This window comes from Streptomyces sp. adm13(2018), from assembly GCF_008042145.1.
In the GTDB taxonomy this organism is placed as follows: domain Bacteria; phylum Actinomycetota; class Actinomycetes; order Streptomycetales; family Streptomycetaceae; genus Streptomyces.
This window is the reverse complement of record NZ_RDBH01000141.1, coordinates 454,230-481,006: the sequence shown is the minus strand read 5'-3', so window position 1 is coordinate 481,006 and position 26,777 is coordinate 454,230. Positions and strand designations below refer to the sequence as shown.

Genomic DNA, 26,777 nt, shown 5'->3' with positions numbered 1-26,777 from the left:
GTCACCAGCCGGGCGGCGGCGGGTGGTCCTCACCGCCCTCTTCGGACTCCTCGGCGGCCTCGCGGTCCTCGCCCTCCTCGCCGGGGGCGCCGGGGGGTGCGCCGCGCCCGGCGAGGAGGGCGAGGACCGCGAGGCCGCCGAGGAGTCCGAAGAGGGCGGTGAGGACGGTCAGCCGGCCGTAGGCCGGGAGGTCCGCGAAGTGGCCGATCATCTCGTAGCGGGTGGTCCTTGCCACGGCGGCGAGTCCGCCGGCCGCCAGGAAGGCCCCGGCCAGCAGCCCGGTGGCCCGGCTGTGGCGGGCCCGTAAGAGGACGGAGACGGCGCCGGTCCCGTACAGGGCGACGAGGGTCAGCGACAGCCAGGCCGGCGGGGGCGCCAGGGCCGACTTCATGATCGAGCGGCCGCCGGTGAAGCGGTCGACGGTGGCCTCCAGGGGGAGTTCGCCGGCCCAGTACAGCTCCCACAGGGCCAGGACGACCGCGCCGGTCGCGAGGAGGGCCCCGGCGGCGGCGGCGGGGCCGGGCCGCGGACGGCCGGGGAGCGGCTCGTGCGGGGCGGCGCCGGGGCGGCGGCCGACGGCGGCGGTGACGACCAGGGCGGCGGCCAGGGCGAGTTCGACCAGGGCGGTGAGGAGGGCCCCGCTGTCGGGCTCCCAGAGCCCGGGGAGCCGCAGGGCGAGCGTGACGGTGCCGGTGGCGGCGAACGCGGAGGCCGCGTGCCGGGACCGGAGGCCGGCGACCGCGGCCGCCGCGGAGGCGACGAGCAGGACGGCGTCGACCAGGGAGGTGGCGGGCCGGCCGCGGACCGGCAGGTGCTGGTCACCGGCCCAGTGCCAGGCGAGGTCGACGGGCGAGCCGAGCGCGGCGAGGTCCTTGAGAATCCACCCGGCGCAGATGAGGGCGAGCACGGCGCAGAGCGCGGCGCCCGCGAGACGTGCCGGTCGTGTCACAGTCACGGTCCCGATACTCACGGTCGCCACCAACCGAAACAAGCGGTTCCGCGAAACCCGCGGGACGGGGGGAACGCACGGGTCCGGGCCGGGGCGACATGGCGTGCCCCGGCCCGGCTCACGGCACCCGCACGGCCGTACGCTGGACAGCCTGGCGTGTTCGTATATCGGATCCGATTCCGCCGAGTTGCCGTCGCGTTAAGGCGCTTCGGGCTTCCTGAACGGGTCGTCACCCGGGTCCCGCGGTGCGGCGGGGGGCGTGTCGCCGAACGCCGGTGGTGCGTCGGGGCGCGCGGTCTCCGAGGGGACGACGTGCTTCTCCTCCGCGAAGTGGCAGGCCGAGTCGTGCTTCGCCGGGCTGTCCGTGAGGCGGAAGACGGCCGGGACGGCGAGCAGCGGGACTTCGAGGGCGCAGCGCTCCTGGGCCTTCCAGCAGCGGGTGCGGAAGCGGCAGCCGGAGGGGATGTTCGCCGGGGAGGGCACGTCGCCGGTGAGGATGATGCGTTCGCGGTGGGCGCGGGCCTCGGGGTCGGGGACGGGGACGGCGGAGAGCAGCGCCTGGGTGTAGGGGTGGGTGGGGTGGTCGTAGATCTGGGCGTCGGTGCCGATCTCGACGATCCGGCCGAGGTACATGACGCCGACCCGGTCGGAGATGTGCCGCACGATCGAGAGGTCGTGGGCGATGAAGACGTACGACAGGGAGAACTCCGACTGGAGGTTCCCCATCAGGTTGATGACCTGGGCCTGGACGGAGACGTCGAGGGCGGAGACCGGTTCGTCGGCGACGATGATCTCGGGCTGGAGGGCGAGGCCGCGGGCGATGCCGATGCGCTGGCGCTGGCCGCCGGAGAACTGGTGCGGGTAGCGGTTGATGTACTCGGGGTTGAGTCCGACGACGTCCAGGAGGTCCTGGACCTTGCGGCGCCGGTCGCCCTTGGGCGCGACCTCGGGGTGGATCTCGTACGGCTCGCCGATGATGTCGCCGACGGTCATGCGGGGGTTGAGCGAGGTGTACGGGTCCTGGAACACCATCTGGATGTTGCGGCGGACGGCCTTGAGCGCGCGCGGAGAGAGCCTGCTGATGTCCTCGCCCTTGTAGCGGATCGAGCCGGAGGTCGGCCGCTCCAGGTTGACGAGCATCTTCGCGACGGTCGACTTGCCGCAGCCGGACTCGCCGACGATGCCGAGGGTCTCGCCGGCGCGGAGGTCGAAGTCGACTCCGTCGACGGCCTTGACCGAGCCGACCTGCTTCTTGAAGACGATGCCCCGGGTGAGCGGGTAGTGCTTGTGGAGGTCCCGGACTTCGAGAATCGCCTCAGCCATGGAGGCACTCCTTCCAGAAGTGGCAGGCGCTGGTGCGCGGTACCGGGGACTCGGTCACGTCGTAGAGCGGGGGCACGTCGGTGCGGCAGACGTCCTGCGCCATCGGGCAGCGGGGGTTGAAGGCGCAGCCGGGCGGGATGGCGAGGAGGTTCGGCGGGAGGCCCTTGATCGCGTAGAGCTCCTGGCCCTTCTGGTCCAGCCGGGGGATGGAGTCGAGCAGGCCGCGGGTGTAGGGGTGGGCGGGCGCCTTGTAGATCTCGTGGACGGGGGCCTGTTCGACGATCCGGCCGGCGTACATGACGGCGATCTTGTCGGCGACGTCGGCGACGACGCCGAGGTCGTGGGTGATGAGGATCAGCCCCATGTTGAGTTCGCGCTGGAGTTCGGCGAGGAGGTCCATGACCTGGGCCTGGACGGTGACGTCGAGGGCCGTGGTGGGCTCGTCGGCGATGATCAGCTCGGGTTCGAGGGCGAGCGCCATCGCGATCATGATGCGCTGGCGCATGCCGCCGGAGAACTGGTGGGGGTACTGGCCGACCCGTTCCTTGGCGGCGGGGATGCGGACCCGGTCCATCAGTTCGACGGCCTTGGCCAGGGAGTCCTTCCGGGACATGCCCTGGTGGACCTGGAACATCTCGCCGAGCTGGTCGCCGACGCTGAGGACGGGGTTGAGGGAGGACAGCGCGTCCTGGAAGACCATCGCCATCTTGGCGCCGCGGATCTTCCGCCGCTCGTCCTCCTTGAGCTTCAGCAGGTCCTGGCCCTGGAAGAGGATCTCGCCCCGGCTGATCCGGCCCGGGGGGACGTCGAGGATGCCCATGACGGCCTGGGCCGTGACGGACTTGCCGGAGCCGGACTCGCCGAGGACGGCGAGGGTCTCCCCCGCGTCGACGGAGTAGTCGACGCCGTTGACGGCCTTGGCCACCCCGTCGCGGGTGTGGAACTCCACGTGGAGGTCGCGCACTTCGAGCAGCATGGGTCGCTACCTCAGCTTCGGGTCGAGGGCGTCGCGGACGGCGTCGCCGAGCATGATGAAGGCGAGCACGGTGATGGCGAGTGCGCCGGCCGGCCAGAGCAGCATGTGGGGCGCGTTGCGGATGTACTGGGAGGCCGAGGAGATGTCGATGCCCCAGGACACGGTCGGCGGCTTCAGACCGACGCCGAGGTAGGACAGGGTCGCCTCCAGGGCGATGTACGTGCCGAGGGCGATGGTGGCGACGACGATCACCGGGGCGATGGCGTTGGGCGTGATGTGGCGGAGCATCATGCGGGAGTTGGACGCGCCGAGGGCCCGGGCGGCCTGCACGTAGTCGTTCTGTTTGGCGGTGATGACGGAGCCGCGGGCGATGCGGGAGAGCTGCGGCCAGCCGAGCAGGACCATGAAGCCGATGACGGGCCAGACGGTGGAGCTGGTCACCACGGAGAGCAGCACCAGACCGCCGAGGACGACGGGGATGGCGAAGAAGACGTCGGTGATCCGGGAGAGGACGCCGTCCCAGGCGCCGCCGAAGAAACCGGCGAGGCCGCCGAGGATGCTGCCGAGGACGGCGACGCCGAGGGTGGCGAGGACGCCGACGGTCACGGAGGTGCGGGCGCCGTAGACCGTGCGGATGTAGACGTCGCAGCCCTGTCCGTTGAAGCCGAAGGGGTGGCCGGGCTGGGAGCCCTCCTGGGCCTTGGAGAGGTCGCAGTCGAGCGGGTCTCCGGAGGCGATCAGCTGGGGCCAGATGGAGATGACGACCAGGAAGAGGATCACCAGCGAGGAGACGATGAAGATGGGGTTGCGGCGCAGGTCGCGCCAGGCGTCGGACCACAGGGAGCGGGGCTTCTTGTCGGCACCGGTGCCGAGGGGGCCGCCGGGCGTCGCCTCCAGGGTCTCCCCCTCGGCCGTCGCGAGGTCGGACGCGCCGCCGGCGCCGGTGGGTGCGATGGCTCGGCCCTCTTCGTACGACTCCAGCGGCTCGGGCTGCTCAGGCATAGCGAATCCTCGGGTCAAGGACGGCGTACAGGAGGTCGACCAGGAGGTTGGCCAGCAGGAACACCAGGACGAGGATGGTCACGAAGCCCACCACGGTCTGGGTGTTCTGGCGGACGATGCCCTGGTAGAGCTGGTAGCCGACGCCGTGGATGTTGAAGATCCGTTCGGTGACGATGGCTCCGCCCATGAGGGCGCCGACGTCGGCGCCGATGAACGTCACGACGGGGATGAGGCTGTTGCGCAGCAGGTGCCGGCTGATGACCCGGCGGCGGGGCAGGCCCTTGGCGACGGCGGTGCGGACGTAGTCGGCGCGCTTGTTCTCGGCGATCGAGGTCCGGGTGAGCCGGGTGACGTACGCCAGCGAGACCGAGGCGAGGACCAGGCCCGGCACGATCAGTTCGGAGAAGGTGGCCTCGGGTGAGACGGCCGGTTTGATCCAGCCCCACTTGACGCCGAGGAGCAGCTGCACGAGGAGGCCGGTGACGAAGGTCGGGACCGAGAGGACGACCAGGGTCAGCAGCAGGACGGTGGTGTCGACGGGGCGGCCCCGCTTGAGGCCGGTGACGACGCCGAGGCTGATGCCGATGACGATCTCGAAGACGATCGCGACGATGGTGAGCCGGATGGTGACGGGGAAGGCGCTGGCCATCAGTTCGGTGACGGGCTGGCCGTTGAAGGCGGTGCCGAAGTCTCCGGTGAAGACGTTGCCCATGTAGGTGAGGTATTGCTGCCAGACGGGCTTGTCGAGGCCGAACTCCTTCTCCAGCTGGGCGGCGGTCGCCGGGTCGCACTGGCGGTCGCCGCACAGTCCGGCGATGGGGTCGCCCATCACGTTCACCATCAGGAAGATCAACAGCGTGGCGCCGAAGAAGACCGGGATCATCTGCAGCAGCCGCCGGATCACATATCGACCCATGGGGGGCTCCGGGGGTTGGCTCCGGGAAGGGGGGTGAGAACAAGCGCGCCGACTACGTCCGCACCGCCGTCGCCAAGGGCCTGCCCCGCCGCCGGGTCATCAGCCGGCACCTGCTACGGCGTCAGTTGACCTTGATCTGGTCGTAGACCGGGACGCTGAACGGGTTCAGCGTGACGTTGCTCACCCGCTCCGAGTAGCCGGCGCTGCCGTTCTGGTACCAGAGCGGGATGGCCCCCATGTCGTCGCGGAGGACCTCCTCGGCCTGCTGGAAGAGGCCGATGGCCTTCGCGGTGTCGGCCTCGGCGTTCGCCTCGTTGACCAGCTTGTCGAACTGCGGGTCGGTGTACTTGCCGTCGTTGGACGAGGCATTGGTGTAGTACAGCGGCTGGAGGAAGTTCTGGATGAGCGGGTAGTCCATCTGCCAGCCGGCCCGGAAGGGACCGTCCATCTTCGACTGGGTGACCTGGTTGCGGAAGTCGGCGAAGGTGCCGACCGGGTTGCCGACGCAGGCCTTGTTGTTGCCGAGGGCGCGGTTGATGGAGTTGCAGACCGCGTCGACCCATTCCTTGTGGGAGCCGGTGTCGGCGTTGTACGAGATCTTCATGGTGCCGCCGGGGATGCCGCCGCCCTCGGCGACCAGCTTCTTCGCCTGGTCGGCGTCGTACTTGCAGAAGTCGCCGCAGACGTCCTTGAAGCCGCCGTCCTCGCCGAGGACCGGGGAGGTCCAGTCGACGGCGGGGGTCCGGGTCTTCTGGAAGATGGTCTCGGTGATCTGGTTCCGGTCGATCGCCATGGAGAGGCCCTGCCGGAGCTTCTCCTGTCCGGGCTTGTTCCAGGCCGGGTCGTAGAACGGGAACGACAGGGTCTGGATGATGCCGGCGGGGACGTTGATGTACCGGTCGCCGAGGTCGGCCTCGACGTTCTTGAGCTGGGAGGCGGGCACGTCGTCGACGAGGTCGAGGTTGCCGGCCGTCAGGTCGGTGTAGGCCGTGTTGTTGTCGGTGTACACCTTGAGGTTGATGCCGCCGTTCTGGGCCTTGTCGGCGCCCGGGTAGGCGTCCCAGCGCTTGAGGGCCATCTGGGAGCCCTTGGAGTACGAGTCGACGGTGTACGGGCCGTTGCCCACCGGCTTCGACAGCCAGGCCGAGTGGTCCGTGTAGAAGGTCTGCGGGAGCGGGGAGAAGGCCGCGTAGCCCAGGGTGATGGGCCAGGTGGAGAACTTCTGGGTGAGCTTGACCGTGAAGGTCTGCGGGCCGGTGACCTTGAGGCCGGACATCGTCTCGGCGGTCGGTTCGCCCTTCTCCGGGTGGACCTGGTCGTAGCCCTCGATCTGGCCGAAGAAGTAGGCGTTCTTCTGGTTGTTCTTCAGGTTCGCGCCGTAGTTCCAGGCGTCGACGAAGGACTTCGCGGTGACCTTCTCGCCGTTGGAGAAGGTCCAGCCGTCCTTCACCGTGATGGTGAAGTTGGTCGAGTCGGTCGTCTCGATCTTCTCGGCGAGCATGTCCTTGGCCTCGCCGGTCTTCGGGTCGTACTGCTTGAGCCCGCGGAAGATCATGGAGAGGACCTTGCCGCCCTGGACCTCGTTGGTGTTGGCGGGCTCCAGCGGGTTCTGCGGGTCGCCCCACGAGGAGCTCACGATGCCGTCGGCCCCTCCGCCACCGCCGCTGTCGCCGCCGCCGCAGGCGGTCGCCGCCAGGGCGACTGCGGTGGCCAGAGCGGCCCACTTGGCGTGCGTGGCTCCGCGCATGGAGTGCCTCCCGAATGTCCTCAGTATGACTTATGCCCCAATATCACCTGTTCTTGACGGGGGTGCACTTTTACGGCCGCCGGACGGTGCCGGGGTGCTCGGGAGGGATACGCGGAGGCCGGACGGGGGCGCGGTGGTGCGGAGGGACACGCGGGACACGACGAAGGGCGCCCCGGTCCGTGGGTACGGACCGGGGCGCCCTTCGTCGTGTCTGCCGCTCGGTGCGTCAGTGCACCGGCACGACCTGCTTCTCCTCGGCGAAGTGGCACGCCGAGAAGTGGGCGGCCGGGGTGTCCTGGCCGGCGAAGCGCTGCGGGATCGCCAGCAGCGGCGTCTCCTGCGCGCACTTCTCCTGCGCCTTCCAGCAGCGGGTGCGGAAGCTGCAGCCCGACGGCGGGTTGGCCGGCGAGGGGACGTCACCGGTCAGGATGATCCGCTCGCGGTGCGCGCGGGCCTCCGGGTCCGGCACCGGCACCGCGGAGAGCAGCGCCTGGGTGTACGGGTGCGTCGGGTGCTCGTAGATCTGCTCGTCCGTACCGATCTCGGCCATCTTGCCGAGGTACATGACGCCGACGCGGTCCGAGATGTGCCGGACGATCGACAGGTCGTGCGCGATGAAGAGGTAGGACAGGTTGAACTCGTCCTGGAGCTTCCCCATCAGGTTGATGACCTGCGCCTGGACGGAGACGTCCAGGGCCGAGACCGGCTCGTCGCAGATGATGATCTCCGGGTTGAGCGCGAGGCCGCGGGCGATGCCGATGCGCTGGCGCTGACCGCCGGAGAACTGGTGCGGGTACCGGTTGATGTACTCCGGGTTCAGACCGACGACGTCGAGCAGCTCCTGCACCTTGCGGCGCCGGTCGCCCTTCGGGGCCACCTCGGGGTGGATGTCGAAGGGCTCGCCGATGATGTCGCCGACCGTCATGCGCGGGTTCAGCGAGGTGTACGGGTCCTGGAACACCATCTGGATGTTGCGGCGCACGGCCTTCAGCGCGCGGCCGCCCAGCCGGGTGATGTCCTGGCCCTTGTAGAAGACCTCGCCGGCGGTGGCCTGCTCCAGGTTCATCAGGAGCTTGGCGACCGTGGACTTGCCACAGCCGGACTCGCCCACGATGCCGAGGGTCTCGCCCTGGTAGAGGTCGAAGGAGACCCCGTCCACGGCCTTGACCGCGCCGACCTGCTTCTTGAAGAGGATGCCCTGCGTCAGCGGGAAGTGCTTCTTCAGGTTGCGCACCTGGAGAATCGGCTCGCCACGGCCCACCGGGGCCTCGATGGCGGCGGCCACGGCCTCTTCGTTCTTGCTGAGGTCAGCCATGGATCGTCTCCTTCCAGAAGTGGCAGGCGCTCGTACGGCCCGGGAGGTCCGCACCGTTCTGCTCGGTGACGGGCACCAGCGCCGGGATCTCCGTGCGGCAGATGTCGTCGGCCAGGGGGCAGCGCGGGTTGAAGGCGCAGCCGGTGGGCACCCGGAGCAGGTTGGGCGGGAGGCCCTTGATCGCGTAGAGCTCCTGGCCCTTCTGGTCCAGGCGCGGGATCGACTCCAGCAGACCCTTGGTGTAGGGGTGGGCCGGGCGCTTGTAGAGCTCGTGCACCGGCGCCTGCTCGACGATCCGGCCGGCGTACATCACGGCGATCTTGTCCGCGACGTCGGCGACGACGCCGAGGTCGTGGGTGATCAGGATCAGGCCCATGTTGTATTCCTGCTGGAGCTCCGCGAGGAGGTCCATGACCTGGGCCTGGACGGTCACGTCGAGAGCCGTGGTGGGCTCGTCGGCGATGATCAGGTCCGGCTCCAGGGCGAGCGCCATGGCGATCATGATGCGCTGGCGCATACCGCCGGAGAACTGGTGGGGGTAGTCGGCGACCCGCGCCTTGGCGGCGGGGATCTTGACCTTGTCCATCAGCTCGACGGCCTTGAGCGTGGCGGCCTTCTTGGAGAGGCCCTGGTGCACCCGGAACATCTCGCCGAGCTGGTAGCCGACGGTGAGGACCGGGTTGAGGGAGGACAGCGCGTCCTGGAAGATCATCGCGATCTTCCGGCCGCGGATCTTCCGGCGGTCCTCTTCGGCCATCTTCAGCATGTCCTGGCCGCGGAACAGGATCTCGCCCTGCGGGATCCTGCCGGGCGGCATGTCGAGGATGCCCATGATGGCCTGCGCGGTGACGGACTTGCCGGAGCCGGACTCGCCGAGGACGGCGAGGGTCTCGCCGGCGTTCACCGAGTAGTTGACTCCGTTGACCGCCTTGGCCACACCGTCACGGGTGTGGAACTCGACGTGCAGGTCGCGGACTTCGAGCAGCGGACCGTTGTGGTCGGCGCCGTCGCGGGGCGCCGGGACGGACGCGGTCTTGTCGATGATGCTCATCTTTTACGCCCTCCTCAGCGCAGCTTGGGGTCGAGGGCGTTGCGGACGGCTTCGCCGAGCATGATGAACGCCAGAACGGTGAGGCTCAGCATGATCGACGGGTACAGCAGGATGTGCTGCGACGTACGGATCGCCTGAACGCCCGCGGAGATGTCGACACCCCACGAGACGGTCGGGGAGGCGAGACCCAGGCCCAGGTAGGACAGGGTGGCCTCGGCCGAGATGTAGCCGCCGAGCGCGATGGTCGCGACGACGATCACGGGGGCCATGGAGTTCGGCAGGATGTGCCGGAAGAGGATCCGGGTCGTGCCGGCGCCGAGGGCCTTCGCCGCGTGGACGTAGTCGGCGTGCTTGACCGTGATCACGGCGCCGCGCATGACGCGGGCCATCTGCGTCCAGCCGAGGAAGGCGAGGGCGAAGACGACGACCCAGACGGTCCGCTCGACGAACGCCTGGAGGACGACCATGGCGCCGAGCAGGAACGGGATGCCGAAGAAGATGTCGGTCAGGCGGGACAGGACCGCGTCGACCCAGCCGCCGAAGTAGCCGGCGATCATGCCCACGATGCCGCCGAGGACGGTGACGATCGCGGTCACGGCGACGCCGACGATGATCGAGGCGCGCGTGCCGTAGATCAGTCGGGCGTAGACGGAGCGGCCCTGGATGTCGTAGCCGAGCCAGCCCGCTGAGCCGATGTCGCCGAGCTCCGGCTTGCCGACGTAGTGCTTGACGAGGTCACCGGTGGTCGGCGAGGCGCTGGTGAACATGCCCGGGAAGGCGGAGATCAGCAGCAGGAAGAAGATCAGCACCGACGACACGAGGAAATACGGGTTGCGGCGCAGGTCGCGCCAGGCGTCGCCCCAGAGGCTGCGCGCCTTCTCCGCCTTGACCGCGGAGACGTTCGCCGAGGGGGTGTCGACGGCAGCCGTGGGAGCGGTCGCGGTCTTGGTCACGTCAGGCATACCGGATCCTCGGGTCCAGGACCGCGTACAGCAGGTCGATGAGCAGGCTGGTGATGAGGTAGATGACCACCAGGATCGTGACGAGGCCGACGAGGGTGGTTCCCTCGCGGCGGCTGATCGACTCGTAGATCAGACCACCGACACCCTTGATGTTGAAGATGCCTTCGGTGACGACCGCACCGCCCATGAGGGCGCCGATGTCGGTGCCGAGGAAGGTGACGACCGGGATCATCGAGTTGCGCATGAGGTGGACGCCGATGACGCGGCTCCGCGGCAGACCCTTGGCGACGGCGGTGCGCATGTAGTCGGCGCGGAGGTTCTCCGCCATCGACGTACGGGTGAGGCGCGCCACATAGGCGAGGGAGAGACCGCCGAGGACGATGGCCGGGGCGATCATCTCGGAGACCAACTGGTCGTTGCTGACGTTTGGTTCGATCCAGCCGAGCTCGAAGGCGAACACCATCTTGATGATGAAGCCGAGCACGAAGACCGGGATCGAGATGATCAGCAGGGTGAAGATCAGGATGGCGTTGTCGGCCATGCGGCCGGCACGGAGGCCGGCGATGACGCCGAGGCCGATGCCGAAGACCAGCTCGACGGCGAAGGCGAGTGCCGCGAGCTGCAGCGTGACGGGGAACGCGTCACCCAGCACTTCGGTGACGGGACGGTCGTTGCGGATCTGCGTCCCGAAGTCGAGGTGGAAGATGATCCCGCTGATGTAGTCCCAGTACTGCTTCAGGATGTGCTGATCGAGGCCGAGCTTGTGTCTGATCTCGGCGATGGTGGCCGGGGACGCGCCCTTGTCACCGAACAGTCCGGCCACGGGGTCGCCGGGCAGGCTGTAGACCATGAGGAAGATCAGCAGGGTTGTCCCGAAAAAGACCGGGATCATCTGGAGCAGTCGTCGTGCGACATAGCGCCCCATCATGCCTCCGTTGAGATGTGACGGCGGCAGCCGGGGGCCCTCCCACGACATCCTGCCCCGATGACGGGCAGAACTGTGTCGCGGAAGGGCCCCCCAGCCACTGCATAAGGCACCGAGGCGGGACTGACGATCCGTCAGTCCCGCGACGGCGTGCGGACTACGCTTGGGTGATTACTTCGTGACCTCGACGCCGGTCAGGATCGGGTCGCCGTCCTGACCGTAAGCCACGCCCGAAACCTTCTCGGAGTAGCCCGCGTTGACCTTGTAGTACCAGAGCGGGATGGACGGCATGTAGTTCTTCAGTTCCTTCTCGATGGCCTGGAACTGCTTCACCGAGTCGTCCAGCGTCGCCGCGGAGTCGGCCTTGGCGATCTCGGCGTCCAGCTCCTTGTTGGAGAAGTCGCCCTGGTTGCCCGCCGCACCCGTGCGGAACAGGTCGGAGATGAAGTTGGCGTTCACCGGGTAGTCGAGCACCCAGCCGGAGCGGTACAGGGACTTGACCTGCTTGGTCTTACGGGCCGTCAGGTCGGCCTGGAAGTCCGGCTTGCTGTCGCCGACGCACTGGACGTCGGTGGCCTGCTGGATGGAGTTGCAGACAGCGTCCACCCACTCCTTGTGGCCACCGTCGGCGTTGAACTGGATGGAGATCTTGTTGCCGGGGACGCCGCCGCCGGCCTTGATGAGCTCCTTGGCCTTCGCCGGGTCGAACTTGGTGACGCCGGCGCCACCGTCCTCCTGGAAGCCCAGGACACCCTTGGCGACCCAGCCGGTCGCGGGCTCACGCGTACCCTGCAGCACCGTCTTGGTGATGGTGGCACGGTCGATCGCCATGGACAGACCCTGGACGACGCGCGGGTCGATCTGCTTCGGCTTCTTCCACTGGTCGGCGTAGAAGGCGACGGCGATGGTCTGGATCGCGGAGTACGGCTGGTCCACGGCGCGGTCGCCGAGGTCCTGGCGGTAGACCGGGAGGTCCTTCGGCGCGATCTGACGCAGGACGTCGACGTTGCCGGACTTCAGGTCCTCGTACGCGGCCTCGAGGGTGGTGTAGTTCTTGAAGACCACACCGCCGTTCTTCGCCTTGTTCGGGCCCTTGTAGTCGTCGTACCGAGTGATCTCGATCTTCTTCTTGTGGTCCCAGCTCTTGAACTTGTAGGGACCGTTGCCGACCGGCTTCTGGCCGCCGGCGGCCGGGTCCTTGTAGAAGGACTCGGGCAGCGGGGCGAAGACGATGTAGGCGAGCTTGTGACCGAAGTACGGGACGGCCTTCGAGAGCTCGATCTTGAAGGTGGTCTCGTCGACGACCGACAGACCCTCGAGCTTGTCGGCGGTCTGCTTGGCGCCCTCGGCGTCCGGGTGGACCTTGTCGTAGCCCTTGATGTCCGCGAACCAGGACGAGAGGCCCTGGGCGTTCTTCAGGCTGGCGTTCCAGTTCCACGCGTCCACGTAGGACTTGGAGGTCACCGGGGTGCCGTCGTGGAAGGTCCAGCCCGGCTTGAGCTTGACGGTCCACGTCTTCGAGTCGGTCGTGGTGACGGACTCGGCGTTGATCATCTCCAGGGAGCCGTCGGCCTTGTAGTCGACCAGGGTCGAGAACAGGCCGGCCATCACGGCGGAGCCGTTGGACTCCATCGTGTCACCGGTGAGCAGGGGCTTCTCAGGCTCGCCCAGCTCGACGGAGAAGATTCCGTTCGGGTCAACAGCGCCCTTGGCGTCGCCGCTGTCGCTCTTACCCCCGCCACAGGCGGTCGCAGCAAGGGCAACGATGATCGCGCCCGTTACCCACTTGGCGCTCTTGGCACCGCGCATGGGTTCCTCCTCATGAGTCCACTTTTGTCACTACAAGAGGGGCACTCCGAGTTCTGCCGACACCCCTGACGGCATTGCACTCAAGTGCCCCGAGTGTGCTCGTGAGTCGGCACTCCCCACAGTGCGTGACCCATTGACCCGAGCTCAATGGAGCCAACTATTAAGTACGTCCGGGCTGTAAACCACACTTAAGTGGTCTCGTTTTGACAACATCACCCCATGCCCGGATACCGAAATCCGGACAAACTGAGCACAGACAGACACCCCCGAAACGGACCGTTAACACACGTACCGGAGAGCGATGGCCGATATGCGGACACCGGTCCGTCGAAATGAAGTTGACGGAAGTTGACGAAAAGCCCGGACTCCTCCACTCCCCCGGGAGGGTCCGGGCTCCGTTGCGGAGGTCCCGTAGAACCGAAAGCGGGGTAGATCACAGGAACGTGATCTACCCCACTGTCATCGGCCGCATGCGGCCTGACTCAGCCGATCTTCGGCCGGCTCGACCGTACTGATTCCGGCCAGTTCAGCCGTATCGGCACCGCGGCCGTGCGACGCACCGCGGCCCCTCTCGCGTCCGGGCTCAGCCGTTCTTGGCGCGCGAGGAGGCGCGGCCACGCGCGTTCTGGTCGAGGATGACCTTGCGGATGCGCACGGCCTCCGGGGTGACCTCGACGCACTCGTCGTCGCGGCAGAACTCCAGCGACTGCTCCAGCGACAGCTTGCGCGGCGGGACGATCGCCTCGAAGGAGTCGGCCGAGGAGGAGCGCATGTTGGTGAGCTTCTTCTCCTTGGTGATGTTCACGTCCATGTCGTCGGAGCGGGAGTTCTCGCCGACGATCATGCCCTCGTACACCTCGGTGCCGGGGTCGGTGAACAGGACGCCGCGCTCCTGGAGGTTGGTCATCGCGAACGCGGTGACGGCACCGGCGCGGTCGGCCACCAGCGAGCCGTTGTTACGGGTCGTCAGCGTGCCGAACCACGGCTCGTGGCCCTCGTGGATCGAGTGGGCGATGCCCGTGCCGCGGGTGTTGGTGAGGAACTCCGTACGGAAGCCGATGAGGCCACGGGACGGAACGACGAACTCCATGCGGACCCAGCCGGAGCCGTGGTTCGACATGTTGTCCATGCGGCCCTTGCGGACGCCCATGAGCTGCGTGACCGCGCCCATGTGCTCCTCGGGGACGTCGACCGTGAGGCGCTCGACGGGCTCGTGCGTCTTGCCGTCGACCTCCTTGGTGACGACCTGCGGCTTGCCGATGGTGAGCTCGAAGCCCTCGCGGCGCATCTGCTCGACCAGGATGGCGAGCGCGAGCTCACCGCGGCCCTGGACCTCCCAGGCGTCCGGGCGCTCGGTGTCGAGGACGCGGAGCGAGACGTTACCGATCAGCTCGCGGTCCAGACGGTCCTTGACCTGACGGGCGGTGACCTTGCGCTGCTTGACGGCGGACTTGGCGTCCGCGCCCTTGCCCGTGCCACCGCGGCCGACGAGCGGCGAGGTGTTGGTGCCGATGGTCATGGAGATGGCCGGCTGGTCGACCGTGATCAGCGGCAGCGCGATCGGGTTCTCCGGGTCGGCCAGCGTCTCGCCGATCATGATGTCGGGGATACCGGCGACGGCGCAGATGTCACCGGGGCCGGCGACCTCGGCGGGCTTGCGGGTGAGCGCCTCGGTCATCATCAGCTCGGTGATGCGGACGTTGGAGATGGTGCCGTCCCGCTTGATCCACGCGACCGTCTGGCCCTTGCGCAGCTCGCCCTGCTCGACGCGGAGCAGCGCGATGCGGCCGAGGAAGTTGTCGGCGTCCAGGTTGGTGACGTGGGCCTGGAGCGGGGCCTCCTCGTCGTACACCGGGGCCGGGACGTGCTCCAGGATGGCGCTGAAGAACGGCTCCAGGTTGTCGCTGTCCGCGGGGACGGTGCCGTTCTCCGGCTTGGTCAGCGAGGCGACGCCGTCACGGCCGCAGGCGTAGACGATGGGGAACTCGATCTGGTCCTCGTCCGCGTCCAGGTCGAGGAAGAGGTCGTAGGTCTCGTTGACGACCTCGTCGATCCGGGAGTCCGGGCGGTCCGTCTTGTTGATGCAGAGGATGACCGGCTTGCGCTGCTGGAGCGCCTTGCGCAGCACGAAGCGGGTCTGCGGGAGCGGACCCTCGGAGGCGTCCACGAGCAGGACGACCGCGTCCACCATCGAGAGACCGCGCTCGACCTCGCCACCGAAGTCGGCGTGGCCGGGGGTGTCGATGATGTTGATCGTGATCGGGGCCCCGCCGTCCTTGGGGTGATACTTCACCGCCGTGTTCTTGGCGAGGATCGTGATGCCCTTCTCACGCTCCAGGTCGTTCGAGTCCATCATGCGGTCGTCGAGCTGCTGGTGGGCGGCGAAGGCACCGGCCTGCTTGAGCATGGCGTCGACGATGGTCGTCTTGCCGTGGTCGACGTGGGCGACGATGGCGACGTTACGGATGTCGTGGCGCGTGGGCATGGGTGCTTGCGCTTCTCTCGGATCGTGGGATGCGGCGTCAGTTCCTCGTACGCCCACCGGGCGGACGCGCCACGGCTATGTCCATGGTACGGGGCTGCCGCGCAAGGGGCTTCCCCGGCCAAGATCCGAGAGGTGGTATCGAGCGGGTGCAAGGGTGTGGGGAGGTCGTGCGACCGGGTCAAGGGGCCGACGCGATCCTGCCCGCCGGGATCACCGGCGGGCAAGGAAATTGAGCTGGTTCTGAGGTTGTGACCTGCGCTTTCAGGGCTTTCGGGGTTTTCAGGGGGTGTTTCGCAAGGCACCCTTGGAGGTTTCGCGCTTCTTGAAGCCGATGTCCTGGTAGCGCGGTCCGGCCAGGCCCCAGGCTCCGGCGTTCGCCAGATCGGCCTTGGCGGCGACGAGCTGCGGGCGCTGGTAGAGGGGGATGGAGCCGGCGGCCGCCCAGATCCGGGCGTCGGCCTGGCGCACCAGCTCCCGGGCCTCCTCCTCGTCGAGGGTCGCCGCGGCCTGGTCGAAGAGCTGGTCGATGCGGTCGGTGCCGACCCGCGAGTAGTTCTGCTCGACCAGGAGGGAGCCGTCCGAGGCGGGCTCGGGCTTGGCGAAGATCGGCCGGGCGTCGGTCGCCGGGAAGGCGGTGGCGGGCCAGGAGTAGAGGGCCAGATCGTAGTCGCCCGAGGCGATGTGGTCCTTGAAGAAGCTGTCGTCGGACACCTTGGTGACCTCGGTGCGGATGCCGACCGCGTCGAGCATCCGGACGATCCGGTCACCGACCGCTCGCAGGGACTCGGAGCCGGGGCCGGACGGCAGGACGAAGCGGAGGCTGAGGGCCTTGCCGTCCTTGCCGAGGGTCTTGGCCGCGTCGGCGGCGCTCACCGGGGCGGCGGTGCCGCGCGGAGCGTAGGCCCCGGCCACTCCCTTGTCCGTACGGGTGATGGCCTGGGCGGCCTGGGCGGCCTGGGCGCCGGCCCCCGTGTCGAGTGCCTCGGCGCGGGCGAGGAGCGCGGCGCTCTGGACGGCCGCCGCGGGGGCCGGGGCGAGGATGCGGGTACCGCTCTCGGGGCCGCCGACGGCGGGGGCGGCCCGACGCTCGCCCGGCTTGTCGTCGCCGACGATGTAGAGGCCTTCGTCGGAGGCGGTGTCGGAGGCGGAGGTGTCGGAGGCGGTGGCGGCGCTGCTGGAGGTCGGCTTCTTGGCGTCGGTGGAGCCGGCGCTGTCCTTCTTCTCCGCCTTCTCTTCCTTCTCCGCGTTTCCTGCCCCCTCCTCCTGCTCCTTGGCGCCCTCCTCCCCCGCCTTCTCCCCGGCGTCCTTCTTCTCGTCCTTCTCCGCCTCGCTGCCCGCCTTGGTGCCGTCCGCGGGCTTCCGGGCCGCGCCGCCGGGGACCCAGCCCGCGTCGGCGAGGAGGGCCCGCGCCTCGTCGGTGTTCTGGCTGCCGAGGGCGTCGCTGCTGTCCGCGTACGCGGCCTGACCCGCGAGGGCCAGGTGGCTGCCGGGCGGGTCCGCCGGGAGGCCGAGCGGCTTGAGTACGGATTCGGCCAGTTCCTGGCGGTTGATCGCGCGGGCCACCGCCCGCCGTACCCGCTCGTCGGCGAGCGGCCCGGACTCGCCGTTCAGCGAGAGCTGGGTGTAGGCGGGCTCCAGGGACTTGCGGACCACGTACTTCGCCAGGATGTCCTGGGCGGTCGCGTACGCGGCGATGGCCTGCTGGTTCTGCTCGCGGGCGGCCCGGACCTCCTCCGCCTTCTCCTCGTCGGAGCCGTGGGCCAGCGCCCAGGACTTCAGGGCCTTGGAGGGGGTGATCGAGGAGCCGGGGCCGTGCGCGAGGGCCGCCTGGGCTCCGTTGCGGCCGGCCCGGGCGTCGCGGAGGGCGAGCGAGATGCGCTCGGCGGTGGACCGGTCGATCTCGGCCAGATCGAGGGTTCCCTTGGCGAGGGCGTCCGCGCGGTCCGCGCGGGCGACCGCCTTGAGGACGATGCTGTCGAGCTTGGCGGGCTGGCCCCACCAGCGCGGGTTGCGGGCGAGGGTCACATCACCGCTCTTGCGGTCGACCGCCTTCAGCAGGAACGGTCCTGCAGTGGCCTTGAGGGTGGTGCGGGCCCCGTCGTTGAAGGAGGCCGGGGAGCCCATGACCTGCTTCGGGTACAGCGGGGTGAACAGGGACTGCCAGTCGGCGTAGGGCTTGGCGAAGGTGACCCGCACCTCCAGGTCGTTCTTGCCCCGCTCGATCTTCTCGATCCGCTCGTAGCCGGAGTTCCGCGCGGTCCAGTACGCGGTGTCGCGGCCGCTCAGCGCGCGCCACTGGGCCACGAAGTCGGGCGCCCCGATCTCGCGTCCGTCGCTCCACACCGCCTGCTGGTTGAGCTTGTAGAGGACGACCTGCTTGGGCTCGGTCTCGACGACCTGCGCGGACTCCAGGAAGTCGGGGTTGCGCTGCGGCCGGCCCCGCTCGTCGATCGTGTAGAGCGAGGGGAGCACGGCCCCGGCGATCCGGGAGGTGGCGCCGTCGGCGTCGGCCTGGAAGGAGTTCAGGGTGGTGGGGAGCGCGTCGACGGCCCAGCGCAGGGTTCCTCCGTCGGCCACCCGCTCGCGGGCGGCGGGCGCGTTGTCCTGGACCGCGGCCCGGCTCTCGTCCGCCTCGTCGGACGAGCATCCGGCGAGGACGGTGACGGCGAGGGCGGCACTGGTGAGTGTGGCGACGGAGCGGAGCGTGCGGGAGCGGGGGCTCCTGGAGCATGTCCTCCCGCGAGGGGCGCCGATCTGGGACATGACTTGTACCCCTTCGTCCAGATTCATTCCATTTGGAGATGATCACACCTATTGCTCATCCACTGAAAAGGACAGAAAGGATCCGGCCATGGCGACACGACGACACGGCTGGAGAACCCCACTCGTGCGGCCCAACGGCGCGGGGAGCCGCGCGCCGGGCAGGGGAATCCCGTACGCGAGCGGCAGACGGATCGGCGACCCGGTCAGGCAGCGGTGGCGGCGCCTCCGGTACGGGGTGGGCGCGGTCGCTCCCGGCGCGGGACGGGCGCGGTCGCTCCCCGCGCGGGACGGGCGCGGTCACCCTCGGTACGGGGTGGGTGGGGTCGCTCATCCCGTACGGGCGGCAGGGGTCGCCCCCGGCCCGCGCCCGGCCTCAGTGCCAGCCCGCGCGGTAGGCCGCCCAGTCGCCCTCCTCCGCGGCGAAGTCGACGTAGAGCGCGACGCCGAAGCGCGCGCGGTCCGGGTCGGTGCGTCCGAGGCCGAGCCGGACGCCCCGGACGGCGGCCTCGACGGTCTCCGCGTTCTCGTGGTGACCGAGGTCGTCCTCGTGGAAGAAGGGGAGCCCCATCAGGAGGTCGGTCGACTCGGGCGTCACTTCGAGGGCCAGGCTGGTCTGCTGGGCGACGTACCCGCCGTACAGGCTCTCCAGCGGCATCCACGTGTCGTACGACATGACGGCGATCTGGTCGACGCGGCGGGCGACCTGGCCGAAGAACTTCTGCGACCACCACTTCTCCCTGCCGGTGAACAGGCTGTTGGCCGAGTGCAGGCCGGGGAGCGGGTCGATCTGGTGGGCGGCTATGGACAGCTGCGCCTTCCGCGGCCGGGTGACCTCCCCGAGGTCGTCGAGCAGGGAGAGGTAGTCCGCGTCGTCGGACAGCAGCGGCTCCAGGTCGAAGTGGACCCCGTCGAAGCCGACGTCCAGGATCTGCCGGGCGGACGTCACGACGGCGGCCCGGGACGTGGCCCGGTTGCTCCAGGGGCCCGGCGTGGACGTACAGGTCGCGTATGCCCGTGTCCTTGACGCGGGCGGCGAACGCGGCGAGGTCGGCGTCCTTCTTCCGGCCGTCGACCCAGGCGTGGCCGAGCCAGACGGCGTCCTTGTCCCGGGTCTTCGCGTCGGCCCTGAGGTCTCCCGCGTAGTTGACGCGCAGGGCGAGCGCGCCGAACAGCGGGGGCACCACGAGGACCAGGACGAGGCCGAGCACGAACCAGCGCCCCCGTCGCCACATACTCCTCAGCCGTCCACTCACCCGAGCCCCCCGTGTGCCGTCGTGTCGGTCGTCCCACCGCTCTCTCACCGTAGCGGCGGCTACCGACAGTGACGCAGGCCTGTGGAGAATGGTTTCCGCCGACCCTCGGGGACACCCACCGTCCGGTCGCGGACGGGCATATGCGGACATAACCTCCCCCTTGTGACGCGAACAGCCACCCGAACCCTTCTCGCGGTACTGGTGGCGGCGTGGTGGCTCCTCGTGCCCGCCGTTCACGGTGCCCGCGGGCACCGTGAACGGCGGGCACGAGGAGCCACCACGCCGCCACCAGTACCGCGAGAAGGGTTCGGGTGGCTGTTCGCGTCACAAGGGGGAGGTTATGTCCGCATATGCCCGTCCGCGACCGGACGGTGGGTGTCCCCGAGGGTCGGCGGAAACCATTCTCCACAGGCCTGCGTCACTGTCGGTAGCCGCCGCTACGGTGAGAGAGCGGTGGGACGACCGACACGACGGCACACGGGGGGCTCGGGTGAGTGGACGGCTGAGGAGTATGTGGCGACGGGGGCGCTGGTTCGTGCTCGGCGGCGGGCCCGGCAGCTTCGGCGGCGGCGGCACGCGTGGCCGGCTGGGCGGCGGAGGCCGTTTCTGAGGGCGGCGCGACGCGTCCCCTCCCCCTTTCTGTCCCTCTCAAGGAGGAGAGCCATGAGCAAGCAGACCATCCTCGGCCGGGTCACCCAGCTGGCGAAGGCCAACATCAACGCGCTGCTGGACCAGGCCGAGGATCCGCAGAAGATGCTGGACCAGCTGATCCGCGACTACGCGAACAACATCGCGGAGGCGGAGGAGGCGGTGGCCGCGACGATCGGGAACCTGCGGCTGATGGAGCAGGACCACCAGGAGGACGTGGCGGCGGCGCAGGAGTGGGGCGGAAAGGCGCTGGCGGCCAGCCGCAAGGGCGACGAGCTGCGCGGCGGCGGGCGGACGGCGGAGGCGGACCGCTTCGACAACCTGGCGAAGGTGGCGCTCGGCCGCCAGCTCCAGTCGGAGAAGGAGGCGCGGACGGCTGAGCCGACGATCGCCGCGCAGACCGAGGTGGTCGCGAAGCTCAGGACGGGCCTCGACCAGATGAAGGTCAAGCTGGGCGAGTTGCAGGCCAAGCGCGACGAGCTGGTGGCCCGCGCCAGGTCGGCCCAGGCGCAGAACACGATGATGGACGCCGTGAAGAACATCGACGTGCTGGACCCGACCAGCGAGCTGAGCCGGTTCGAGGACAAGGTGCGCCGGGAGGAGGCGCGGGCCATGGGCAAGCAGGAGCTGGCGGCGTCCTCCCTGGACGCCCAGTTCGAGCAGCTGGACGCGCTGGGCGACAGCGCCGAGATCGAGGCCCGGCTGGCGGCACTCAAGGACTGACCCGGCGCCGGGCCGGCGCACTCGCCGTCGCCCGCGCGGTCGTCTTCGCCCGCGCACTCGCCGTCGCCCACGCGGTCGTCCTCGGCCGCGCCGTCGCGGCCGGGCGCCTGCTCGGCCGGGCGGCCGGGTGGGCACGGCGCGTGTCAGAACATGCTGAGGAGCTGCTCCACGGTGGGCTCCGCCGCGCCCTCGCCGTCCGGCAGGGGGAGTTCGAACCAGACGGTCTTGCCGCGCGGGGTGCGGCGCGAGCCCCAGGAGGAGCTGAGCAGTCCGACCAGCTGGAGGCCACGGCCGCCCTCGTCGGTGTCCTTGGCGCGCCGCCGCCGGGGCTGCACCAGGCCGGCGTCCCAGACCTCGCAGACGAGGCTGCGGTCGAGGAGCAGCCGGAGCCGGATCTCCCCCTCGCCGTAGCGCAGCGCGTTGGTGACGAGCTCGCTGACGAGGAGTTCGACGGTGTCGACGAGCGGTTCGAGGTCCCAGGCCTTCAGCTGGGTGCGGGCGAGTTCGCGGGCCCGGCCGACGGAGCGGGGTTCCCTGGGGAGCCGCCAGTCGCCGACGGCCTCACTGGGCAGGCCCTGGATCCTGGCCATGAGCAGGGCGATGTCGTCCTCGCCGTGGCCGGTCTCCAGGCTGGTCAGGACGCGGTCGCAGACGTCCTCCAGCGGGCGGGCGGGGTCGGTGAGGGCGCGTCGGAAGGCGGTCAGGCCCTCGTCGAGGGGATGGTCGCGGGATTCGACGAGACCGTCGGTGTAGAGGGCGAGGAGTGCGCCTTCCGGGAGTTCGACCTCGACCTCCTCGAAGGGTTCGCCGCCGACCCCGAGCGGCATCCCGGGGGGTACGTCGAGCAGCAGGGCCTCCTCGCCGGGTTCGACGAGGACCGGCGGGAGGTGTCCGGCGTTGGCGAAGGTGCAGCGGCGGGTGACCGGGTCGTAGACGGCGTAGACGCAGGTCGCGAGGTACACCTCGGACAGCTCGGGGCCGCGGGACTTGTGGCCGCGGGACTGCTGGGCGCCGATGGGGGCCCCGAGGCCGCGGGCGATCTCGTCGAGGTGGGAGAGGACCTCGGCCGGTTCCAGGTCGAGCTGGGCGAGGGTGCGGACGGCGGTGCGCAGTTCGCCCATGGCGACGGCGGCGCGCAGTCCGCGGCCCATGACGTCCCCGATGACGAGGGCGGTGCGGTGGCCGGGGAGTTCGATGACGTCGAACCAGTCGCCGCCGACCTCGGTGGCGGCGGTGCCGGGGAGGTAGCGGCAGGCGATGTCGAGGCCGGCCGCCTCGGGGTCGCCGGGCGGGAGCAGGCTGCGCTGGAGGATCAGGGCCCGTTCGTGCTCGCGACGGTAGAGGCGGGCGTTGTCGATGCAGACGGCGGCGCGGGCGGCGAGTTCGACGGCGAGGGCGCGGTCGCGCTCTCCGAAGGACTCGCTGCCCTTGGTCCGGGAGAACTGGACGAGTCCGACGACGGTGTCGTGGGCGACCATCGGGACCACCAGGGTGCTCTGGACGAGCTCGCCGTCGGCGCCGGACACGGTGCGGAGGCGGCCGGTGCGCAGGGCTCCGGCGCACGGGGAGTTGAAGGGGAAGCGGTGGACGGCGCCGACCTGGATGGGCTCGGTGCCGCGACAGCCGCCGTCGGGGCCGTGGCGCTCGTCGGCCCTCAGCGGGGTGTCGGAGACGGCGCTGGCGAAGGCGACCCTGCGGAGTTCGGCGCTGCCGCCGTAGCCGACGTCGTGGGAGTTGCCCCAGCGGCCGGGCGGTGCCTCGTCGCCGGTGAGCAGGCCCTGGTAGAGGTCGACGGAGGCGAGGTCGCAGAAGCCGGGGACGGCGACGTCGAGGAGCTCGCGGGCGGTGGCCTCCAGGTCGAGGGAGTTGCCGATGCGGGCGCCGGCCTCGTTGAGGAGGGCGAGGTTGCGGCGGGCGCTGGCGGCTTCCCTGGCGGCGCTGTGGCGGCGGGTGACGTCGATGCCGAGGCCGGCGACGCCGATCGGCCGGCCGGATCCGCTGTGGACGCGGTAGAGGTTGATGGACCAGTGGCGCCGGTCCCGGGAGCCGGGCGCGGCGCCGACGATCTCGAAGTCGGTGACGGACTCGCCGGTCTCCAGGACGGTACGGAGGGCCGCGGTCATCCGGTCGGCCTCGGGCAGGTTGAGGTAGTCGTGGACCGTGCGGCCGCGGTGGTCGTCCGCGGAGCCGCCGAAGACGGTGGCGAAGCGCCGGTTGGCCCGCTTCACGGTGAGGTCGGTGCCGAAGAGGAGGAAGCCGAAGGGCGATTGGCCGAATATCGCCTGGGAGGCGGCGAGGTCCGTCTCGATGCGGCGGAGGGCGCGGACGTCGACGACGATGCAGAGCGCGGCCCGTTCCCCGGTGGGGGTCTCGCTGGGCATGACGTACATCTCGGCGATGCCGTGGGGTCGGTCGTCGCCGGGGATCCGGAAGGGGACGAGGCCTGTCCACTCCTTGCCGTCGAGGATCTCGCGGACCCTCCGGTGACCGCGCTCGCGCTGGTCGGCGGGCAGGAAGGCCTCGACGGGGTCCTTGCCCATGGCCTCCTCGGCGGTCACCCCGAAGAGGTCCACGGCGCGTCGGCTCCACTGCTCGACGAGTCCGTCGGGCCCGATGGAGAAGGACGCCACCCGGATGTAGTCATAGATGGAGCCGGGCGGGCTGCTCTGCCACACCACGCCGCCACTCGCCTTCTCAGGTATCTCGCTCACGCGACCGTCCCCTCCAGCTCACCGCACCGGACCGGCCATTCCCGCAGTATTCAATACGGCGGGCTCCGGCGGTACGACGTTCACGATCACAGGGTGGTCTCGTTCGCCTCGCGCCGAGTACCGGTGATCGTTGTCCCTCCCTGTTTACTCACCAGGGAGAGCCAGCTCGAACCATACGGTTTTGCCGGTCCTTCCCTTACGGGTGCCCCAGCGGCGGGCGGAGCAGGCCACCAGTCCGAGTCCGCGGCCTCCTTCGTCCTCGGGTCCCGGGGCGCGCGCGGTGGGGGGATCCGGAAGCGGATCGGAGACCTCCACCAGCAGCGCGGGCCGGTGGGCGGGGTCGGTGCCGTCGGGCCGGGGGCGGACGAGCCGTACGCCGATCGGGCCGGACGCGTACCGCAGGGAGTTGGTCACCAGCTCGCTGACCAGCAGGACGGTGAGGTCGCAGACGGCGGCGTCGAGGTCCCAGGACCGCAGCGTCTCGCGGACGGCGTGGCGTGCCGTGCGCACGGCGTTCGCCTCCGCAGGGAAGTTCCACTCGGCGCGGTCGCCGTCGGTGTCGATCACACCCGATCACTTCCCCAGCCATGCGTCAGCAGGAAGGCCCACGTCCTCATTCAACGGGTTATTCAGGACATACCCGTAATATGGGGCGTGATATCGCGCTGGGCGCAGCAGCGGGCGCACGGTGGCACGAACGGCGTAGAAAGTTCAGTCCCGTGCTCCGGGTGCGGGCGCCGCCGGGAGTCTCCGGGCGGCCTCGGCGACGGCGGGGCGGTCCTGGTCGAGCCAGTCGACGGAGTCCAGCTCGTCGCGGGTGAGCCAGCGCAGGGCGTCGTGGTCCTCCAGCGGGCGGGGTTCGCCCGCCAGCAGCCGGGCGGTCCAGACGCGGAGGACGTATCCGGGTTTGAGCGGCCACTCTCCGGGGAGTCGCTCGCCCGGCTCGATCTCGACTCCGAGCTCCTCGCGCAGTTCGCGGACGAGGGCCTGCTCATGGCTCTCGCCGGGTTCGAGCTTGCCGCCGGGCAGTTCCCAGCGGCCGGCGAGCTCGACGGGTGCGCTGCGGCGGGCCGCGAGCAGCCGCCCCCGGTGGTACAGGGCGCCGGCGACGACGACCACGTCGGGTTCGCGGGGCGTGGCGGGGTCGGTGGTGCGTTCGGTCATGGGCGCGAGCGTAGCCGGGCCCCGCCGGTGCCCGCCGGGCTCAGAGCGCGGGGCTGCCGATGCGCTCGACCCAGTAGAGCTGCTTGTGGCCGCGGTCGTCGAGACTGTCCGCGATCTTCCGTGCTTCGTCCTCGGTGGCGTACCGCCCCACCCGGTAGCGGTTGCCGTTGTCGTCCTGCCGAATGACGAGCCAGGCGAGGACAGGGCCGCTCTCGGTCATCAGGCTTCTCCCTCCGCCGGTCCGGGCGCCGTTGAGGATCTCGGTGAAACCCCGATCCGCATATGCCGGAGCTTACGCCTGACCTTCACACAGCGGATACGGGATTGCACAAAGAGATACGGATCGGCCGGGAACCGACGGAGGGAGGCCGAAGTCACGCTCCAGGGGCGGCTCCGGACACGGCCGGCACGGTCGGCACGGTCGGCACGGGCATGAGGACCGGGCCGGCGGCCTCGGGACTCTTGCGGCAGGCGTCGCCGCACGTGGCGTCGAGCGAGCAGCAGAGGGAGCAGACCGGGCCGGAGCGCACCGGGCAGTCGGCGATGTCGGGGAGTTCGTAGGCGGTCTCGCACTCCGCGCAGGTGTGGGTGGCGCGCTCGTCGACGGTCCCGGCGGCCGGGCCGTTCACGGTGTTGGGGCGGGCCAGGTAGTAGCGGCCCCCGGTCGCCCAGGCGATCAGGGGGCAGAGGGCGAGGGCGAGACCGGCGGCGATGAAGGTGGAGAAGGCCTGGGCGTAGGTACCGAAGACGCCGAAGAAGGCGAGGATGGAGACGGTGGAGGCGATGACCATGGCACCGAAGCCGGCCGGGTTCACGGCGTACAGATAGGCGCGCTTGAACTCGATGTACGGGGGGCTCCAGCCGGCTCGCTTGTTGATGACGAGGTCGGCGGCGACGGCGGTGATCCACGCGATGCCGACGTTGGAGTAGAACCCGAGCAGCTTGTTCAGGGCCGCGAACATGTTCATCTCCATCAGCGTCAGGGCGATGGCGAGGTTGAGGAAGATGTACCAGACGCGGCCCGGGTGCCGGTGGGTGACGCGGGAGAAGAAGTTCGACCAGGACAGCGAGCCGCTGTAGGCGTTGGTGACGTTGATCTTGACCTGGGAGACGATCACGAAGAGCGCGGCGGCGGGCAGGGCGAAGGTCCCCAGCCAGGGCTTGAGCGCCTCGATCTGAGGGGCGATCGGCTCCAGGGCGTGGGTCTTGCCGACGGCCTCCAGGGCGACGAACGCGAGGAAGGCGCCGCCGAGCTGTTTGGCCGCGCCGATGACGACCCAGCCGGGGCCGGCGGCGAGCACGGCGAGGTTCCAGCGGCGCTTGGTGGCCTCCGTCCTGGCCGGCATGAAGCGCAGGTAGTCGGCCTGTTCGCCGATCTGGGCGATCAGGGAGAGCGCGACGCCCGTGCCGAGGCCGAAGCCGATCCAGGAGAAGCCCGCGCCCGCTCCCTCCGTGCCCCCGAAGGAGGCGAAGGCGCCCCAGGCGTCGGGGGCCTCGAAGGCCAGGACGACGAAGGGCAGCACCATGCCGATGATCCAGACCGGCTGGGTCCAGGCCTGCACCTTGGCCAGGGCGCCCATGCCCCGGAAGACGATCGGGATGACGATGAGGGTGGTGATCAGGTAGCCGATCTCGACCGGGAGGCCGACGGCCTGGTGCATGGCCTGGGCCATGATCGAGCCTTCGAGGGCGAAGAAGATGAAGGTGAAGGAGGCGTAGATCAGCGAGGTGAGCGTCGAACCGAAGTAGCCGAAGCCGGCCCCGCGGGTGATGAGGTCCATGTCCAGGCCATAGGTGGCGCAGGCCCGGGCGATGGGGATGCCGGTGAGGAAGATGAGCGTGGCGGCGGTGAGGATCGAGGCGAGTCCGCTGCCGAAGCCGTAGGTGAAGACGATCGAGGCGCCGATCGCGAAGTCGGCGAGGTAGGCGATGCCGCCGAGCGCGGTGCCCGCCACGGTCCCGGGCGACCAGCGCCGGAACGAGTGCGGGGCGTAGCGCAGCGAGTAGTCCTCGCGGCTCTCGTCGGCGGCCAGTTTGGCGTAGCTGCGCCGGGGG

General features: G+C 69.8%; 19 protein-coding genes and 2 pseudogenes. 2 read left to right on the top strand and 19 right to left on the bottom strand.

All coding sequences use genetic code 11. The features are described 5' to 3' along the window. Nucleotide 1 precedes the first annotated feature (1 nt). From EAO70_RS30255 to EAO70_RS30235, 5 genes are all read right to left on the bottom strand, one after another. On the bottom strand, nucleotides 2–955 hold the full coding sequence (locus tag EAO70_RS30255; protein ID WP_187284100.1) for a hypothetical protein: 954 nt from the start codon (nucleotides 953–955) through the stop codon (nucleotides 2–4). Nucleotides 956–1,147: 192 nt separating this feature from the next. Further along, nucleotides 1,148–2,272 (bottom strand): ABC transporter ATP-binding protein, encoded by a 1,125-nt coding sequence (locus tag EAO70_RS30250; protein WP_148006023.1) that lies wholly within the window; start codon nucleotides 2,270–2,272, stop codon nucleotides 1,148–1,150. Continuing rightward, the gene (locus EAO70_RS30245; protein WP_148006022.1) at nucleotides 2,265–3,248 is read right to left on the bottom strand and encodes an ABC transporter ATP-binding protein; all 984 of its coding nucleotides are present in this window, start codon (nucleotides 3,246–3,248) and stop codon (nucleotides 2,265–2,267) included. The genes EAO70_RS30250 and EAO70_RS30245 overlap by 8 nt, the downstream gene beginning before the upstream one ends. A gap of 6 nt (nucleotides 3,249–3,254) precedes the next feature. After that, nucleotides 3,255–4,250, bottom strand: a complete 996-nt coding sequence (locus tag EAO70_RS30240; protein ID WP_148006021.1) for an ABC transporter permease — start codon at nucleotides 4,248–4,250, stop codon at nucleotides 3,255–3,257. Next, nucleotides 4,243–5,166 carry an ABC transporter permease gene (locus EAO70_RS30235; RefSeq protein WP_148006020.1) on the bottom strand — a complete coding sequence of 308 codons (924 nt, stop codon included), beginning with the start codon at nucleotides 5,164–5,166 and terminating at the stop codon, nucleotides 4,243–4,245. Before EAO70_RS30235 ends, EAO70_RS30240 begins: the two co-directional genes overlap by 8 nt. Before the next feature lie 35 nt (nucleotides 5,167–5,201). Between EAO70_RS30235 and EAO70_RS40495 the strand changes: the two are divergent. Further along, nucleotides 5,202–5,294, top strand: a pseudogene (locus EAO70_RS40495) (ABC transporter permease); the annotation flags it as partial. On the opposite strand, the gene EAO70_RS30230 reads toward EAO70_RS40495, so the two are convergent. The 9 genes and pseudogenes from EAO70_RS30230 to EAO70_RS30190 all read right to left on the bottom strand — a co-directional run bounded on the left by EAO70_RS30230 (nucleotide 5,288) and on the right by EAO70_RS30190 (nucleotide 19,455). Continuing rightward, nucleotides 5,288–6,913, bottom strand: a complete 1,626-nt coding sequence (locus EAO70_RS30230; protein WP_148006019.1) for an ABC transporter substrate-binding protein — start codon at nucleotides 6,911–6,913, stop codon at nucleotides 5,288–5,290. The pseudogene EAO70_RS40495 and the gene EAO70_RS30230 overlap by 7 nt on opposite strands. Nucleotides 6,914–7,139: 226 nt before the next feature. Beyond that, complete coding sequence (locus EAO70_RS30225) at nucleotides 7,140–8,228, bottom strand: ABC transporter ATP-binding protein (protein WP_148006018.1); 1,089 nt, start codon at nucleotides 8,226–8,228, stop codon at nucleotides 7,140–7,142. Continuing rightward, nucleotides 8,221–9,279: an ABC transporter ATP-binding protein gene (locus EAO70_RS30220; RefSeq protein ID WP_148006017.1), complete on the bottom strand. Its 1,059-nt coding sequence runs from the start codon at nucleotides 9,277–9,279 to the stop codon at nucleotides 8,221–8,223. The genes EAO70_RS30225 and EAO70_RS30220 overlap by 8 nt, the downstream gene beginning before the upstream one ends. A 14-nt stretch (nucleotides 9,280–9,293) precedes the next feature. Next, entirely contained in the window at nucleotides 9,294–10,241 is a 948-nt protein-coding gene (locus tag EAO70_RS30215; RefSeq protein WP_148006016.1) for an ABC transporter permease, read from the bottom strand. Next, entirely contained in the window at nucleotides 10,234–11,166 is a 933-nt protein-coding gene (locus tag EAO70_RS30210) for an ABC transporter permease (RefSeq protein WP_187284135.1), read from the bottom strand. The genes EAO70_RS30215 and EAO70_RS30210 overlap by 8 nt, the downstream gene beginning before the upstream one ends. A 171-nt stretch (nucleotides 11,167–11,337) precedes the next feature. Further along, a complete protein-coding gene (locus tag EAO70_RS30205; RefSeq protein WP_148006014.1) occupies nucleotides 11,338–12,975 on the bottom strand; it encodes an ABC transporter substrate-binding protein in 1,638 nt (545 codons plus the stop codon). Nucleotides 12,976–13,558: 583 nt separating this feature from the next. Further along, nucleotides 13,559–15,460: a translational GTPase TypA gene (gene typA / locus EAO70_RS30200; RefSeq protein WP_055641510.1), complete on the bottom strand. Its 1,902-nt coding sequence runs from the start codon at nucleotides 15,458–15,460 to the stop codon at nucleotides 13,559–13,561. A gap of 279 nt (nucleotides 15,461–15,739) precedes the next feature. Further along, nucleotides 15,740–18,223, bottom strand: a complete 2,484-nt coding sequence (locus EAO70_RS30195) for an ABC transporter family substrate-binding protein (RefSeq protein WP_148006013.1) — start codon at nucleotides 18,221–18,223, stop codon at nucleotides 15,740–15,742. 373 nt (nucleotides 18,224–18,596) lie between these two features. Further along, nucleotides 18,597–19,455 (bottom strand): annotated as a pseudogene (locus tag EAO70_RS30190) (hypothetical protein). A gap of 684 nt (nucleotides 19,456–20,139) precedes the next feature. Between EAO70_RS30190 and EAO70_RS30185 the strand changes: the two are divergent. Further along, nucleotides 20,140–20,847 (top strand): PspA/IM30 family protein, encoded by a 708-nt coding sequence (locus tag EAO70_RS30185; RefSeq protein ID WP_148006012.1) that lies wholly within the window; start codon nucleotides 20,140–20,142, stop codon nucleotides 20,845–20,847. 143 nt (nucleotides 20,848–20,990) lie between these two features. Here EAO70_RS30185 and EAO70_RS30180 read toward each other — a convergent pair whose 3' ends face one another. The 5 genes from EAO70_RS30180 to EAO70_RS30160 form a co-directional block, all read right to left on the bottom strand. After that, a complete protein-coding gene (locus tag EAO70_RS30180) occupies nucleotides 20,991–23,558 on the bottom strand; it encodes a SpoIIE family protein phosphatase (protein ID WP_148006011.1) in 2,568 nt (855 codons plus the stop codon). Nucleotides 23,559–23,702: 144 nt separating this feature from the next. Beyond that, a complete protein-coding gene (locus tag EAO70_RS30175; RefSeq protein WP_148006010.1) occupies nucleotides 23,703–24,125 on the bottom strand; it encodes an ATP-binding protein in 423 nt (140 codons plus the stop codon). Between the two features lie 144 nt (nucleotides 24,126–24,269). Then, a complete protein-coding gene (locus EAO70_RS30170) occupies nucleotides 24,270–24,722 on the bottom strand; it encodes a (deoxy)nucleoside triphosphate pyrophosphohydrolase (RefSeq protein WP_148006009.1) in 453 nt (150 codons plus the stop codon). A gap of 40 nt (nucleotides 24,723–24,762) precedes the next feature. Continuing rightward, nucleotides 24,763–24,942: an SPOR domain-containing protein gene (locus EAO70_RS30165; RefSeq protein WP_148006008.1), complete on the bottom strand. Its 180-nt coding sequence runs from the start codon at nucleotides 24,940–24,942 to the stop codon at nucleotides 24,763–24,765. A 154-nt stretch (nucleotides 24,943–25,096) separates the two neighbouring features. After that, nucleotides 25,097–26,777 (bottom strand): purine-cytosine permease family protein (locus tag EAO70_RS30160; RefSeq protein WP_148006593.1); only part of this gene is annotated, 1,681 nt, incomplete at its 5' end.

Coding starts and splice junctions, on each gene's coding strand:
- EAO70_RS30230 (WP_148006019.1), bottom strand. CDS start 6,913: ATGCGCGGAGCCACGCACGCCAAGTGGGCCGCTCTGGCCACCGCAGTC.
- EAO70_RS30165 (WP_148006008.1), bottom strand. CDS start 24,942: ATGACCGAGAGCGGCCCTGTCCTCGCCTGGCTCGTCATTCGGCAGGAC.
- EAO70_RS30245 (WP_148006022.1), bottom strand. CDS start 3,248: ATGCTGCTCGAAGTGCGCGACCTCCACGTGGAGTTCCACACCCGCGAC.
- EAO70_RS30250 (WP_148006023.1), bottom strand. CDS start 2,272: ATGGCTGAGGCGATTCTCGAAGTCCGGGACCTCCACAAGCACTACCCG.
- EAO70_RS30205 (WP_148006014.1), bottom strand. CDS start 12,975: ATGCGCGGTGCCAAGAGCGCCAAGTGGGTAACGGGCGCGATCATCGTT.
- typA (WP_055641510.1), bottom strand. CDS start 15,460: ATGCCCACGCGCCACGACATCCGTAACGTCGCCATCGTCGCCCACGTC.
- EAO70_RS30170 (WP_148006009.1), bottom strand. CDS start 24,722: ATGACCGAACGCACCACCGACCCCGCCACGCCCCGCGAACCCGACGTG.
- EAO70_RS30240 (WP_148006021.1), bottom strand. CDS start 4,250: ATGCCTGAGCAGCCCGAGCCGCTGGAGTCGTACGAAGAGGGCCGAGCC.
- EAO70_RS30225 (WP_148006018.1), bottom strand. CDS start 8,228: ATGGCTGACCTCAGCAAGAACGAAGAGGCCGTGGCCGCCGCCATCGAG.
- EAO70_RS30210 (WP_187284135.1), bottom strand. CDS start 11,166: ATGGGGCGCTATGTCGCACGACGACTGCTCCAGATGATCCCGGTCTTT.
- EAO70_RS30185 (WP_148006012.1), top strand. CDS start 20,140: ATGAGCAAGCAGACCATCCTCGGCCGGGTCACCCAGCTGGCGAAGGCC.
- EAO70_RS30220 (WP_148006017.1), bottom strand. CDS start 9,279: ATGAGCATCATCGACAAGACCGCGTCCGTCCCGGCGCCCCGCGACGGC.
- EAO70_RS30235 (WP_148006020.1), bottom strand. CDS start 5,166: ATGGGTCGATATGTGATCCGGCGGCTGCTGCAGATGATCCCGGTCTTC.
- EAO70_RS30215 (WP_148006016.1), bottom strand. CDS start 10,241: ATGCCTGACGTGACCAAGACCGCGACCGCTCCCACGGCTGCCGTCGAC.
- EAO70_RS30195 (WP_148006013.1), bottom strand. CDS start 18,223: ATGTCCCAGATCGGCGCCCCTCGCGGGAGGACATGCTCCAGGAGCCCC.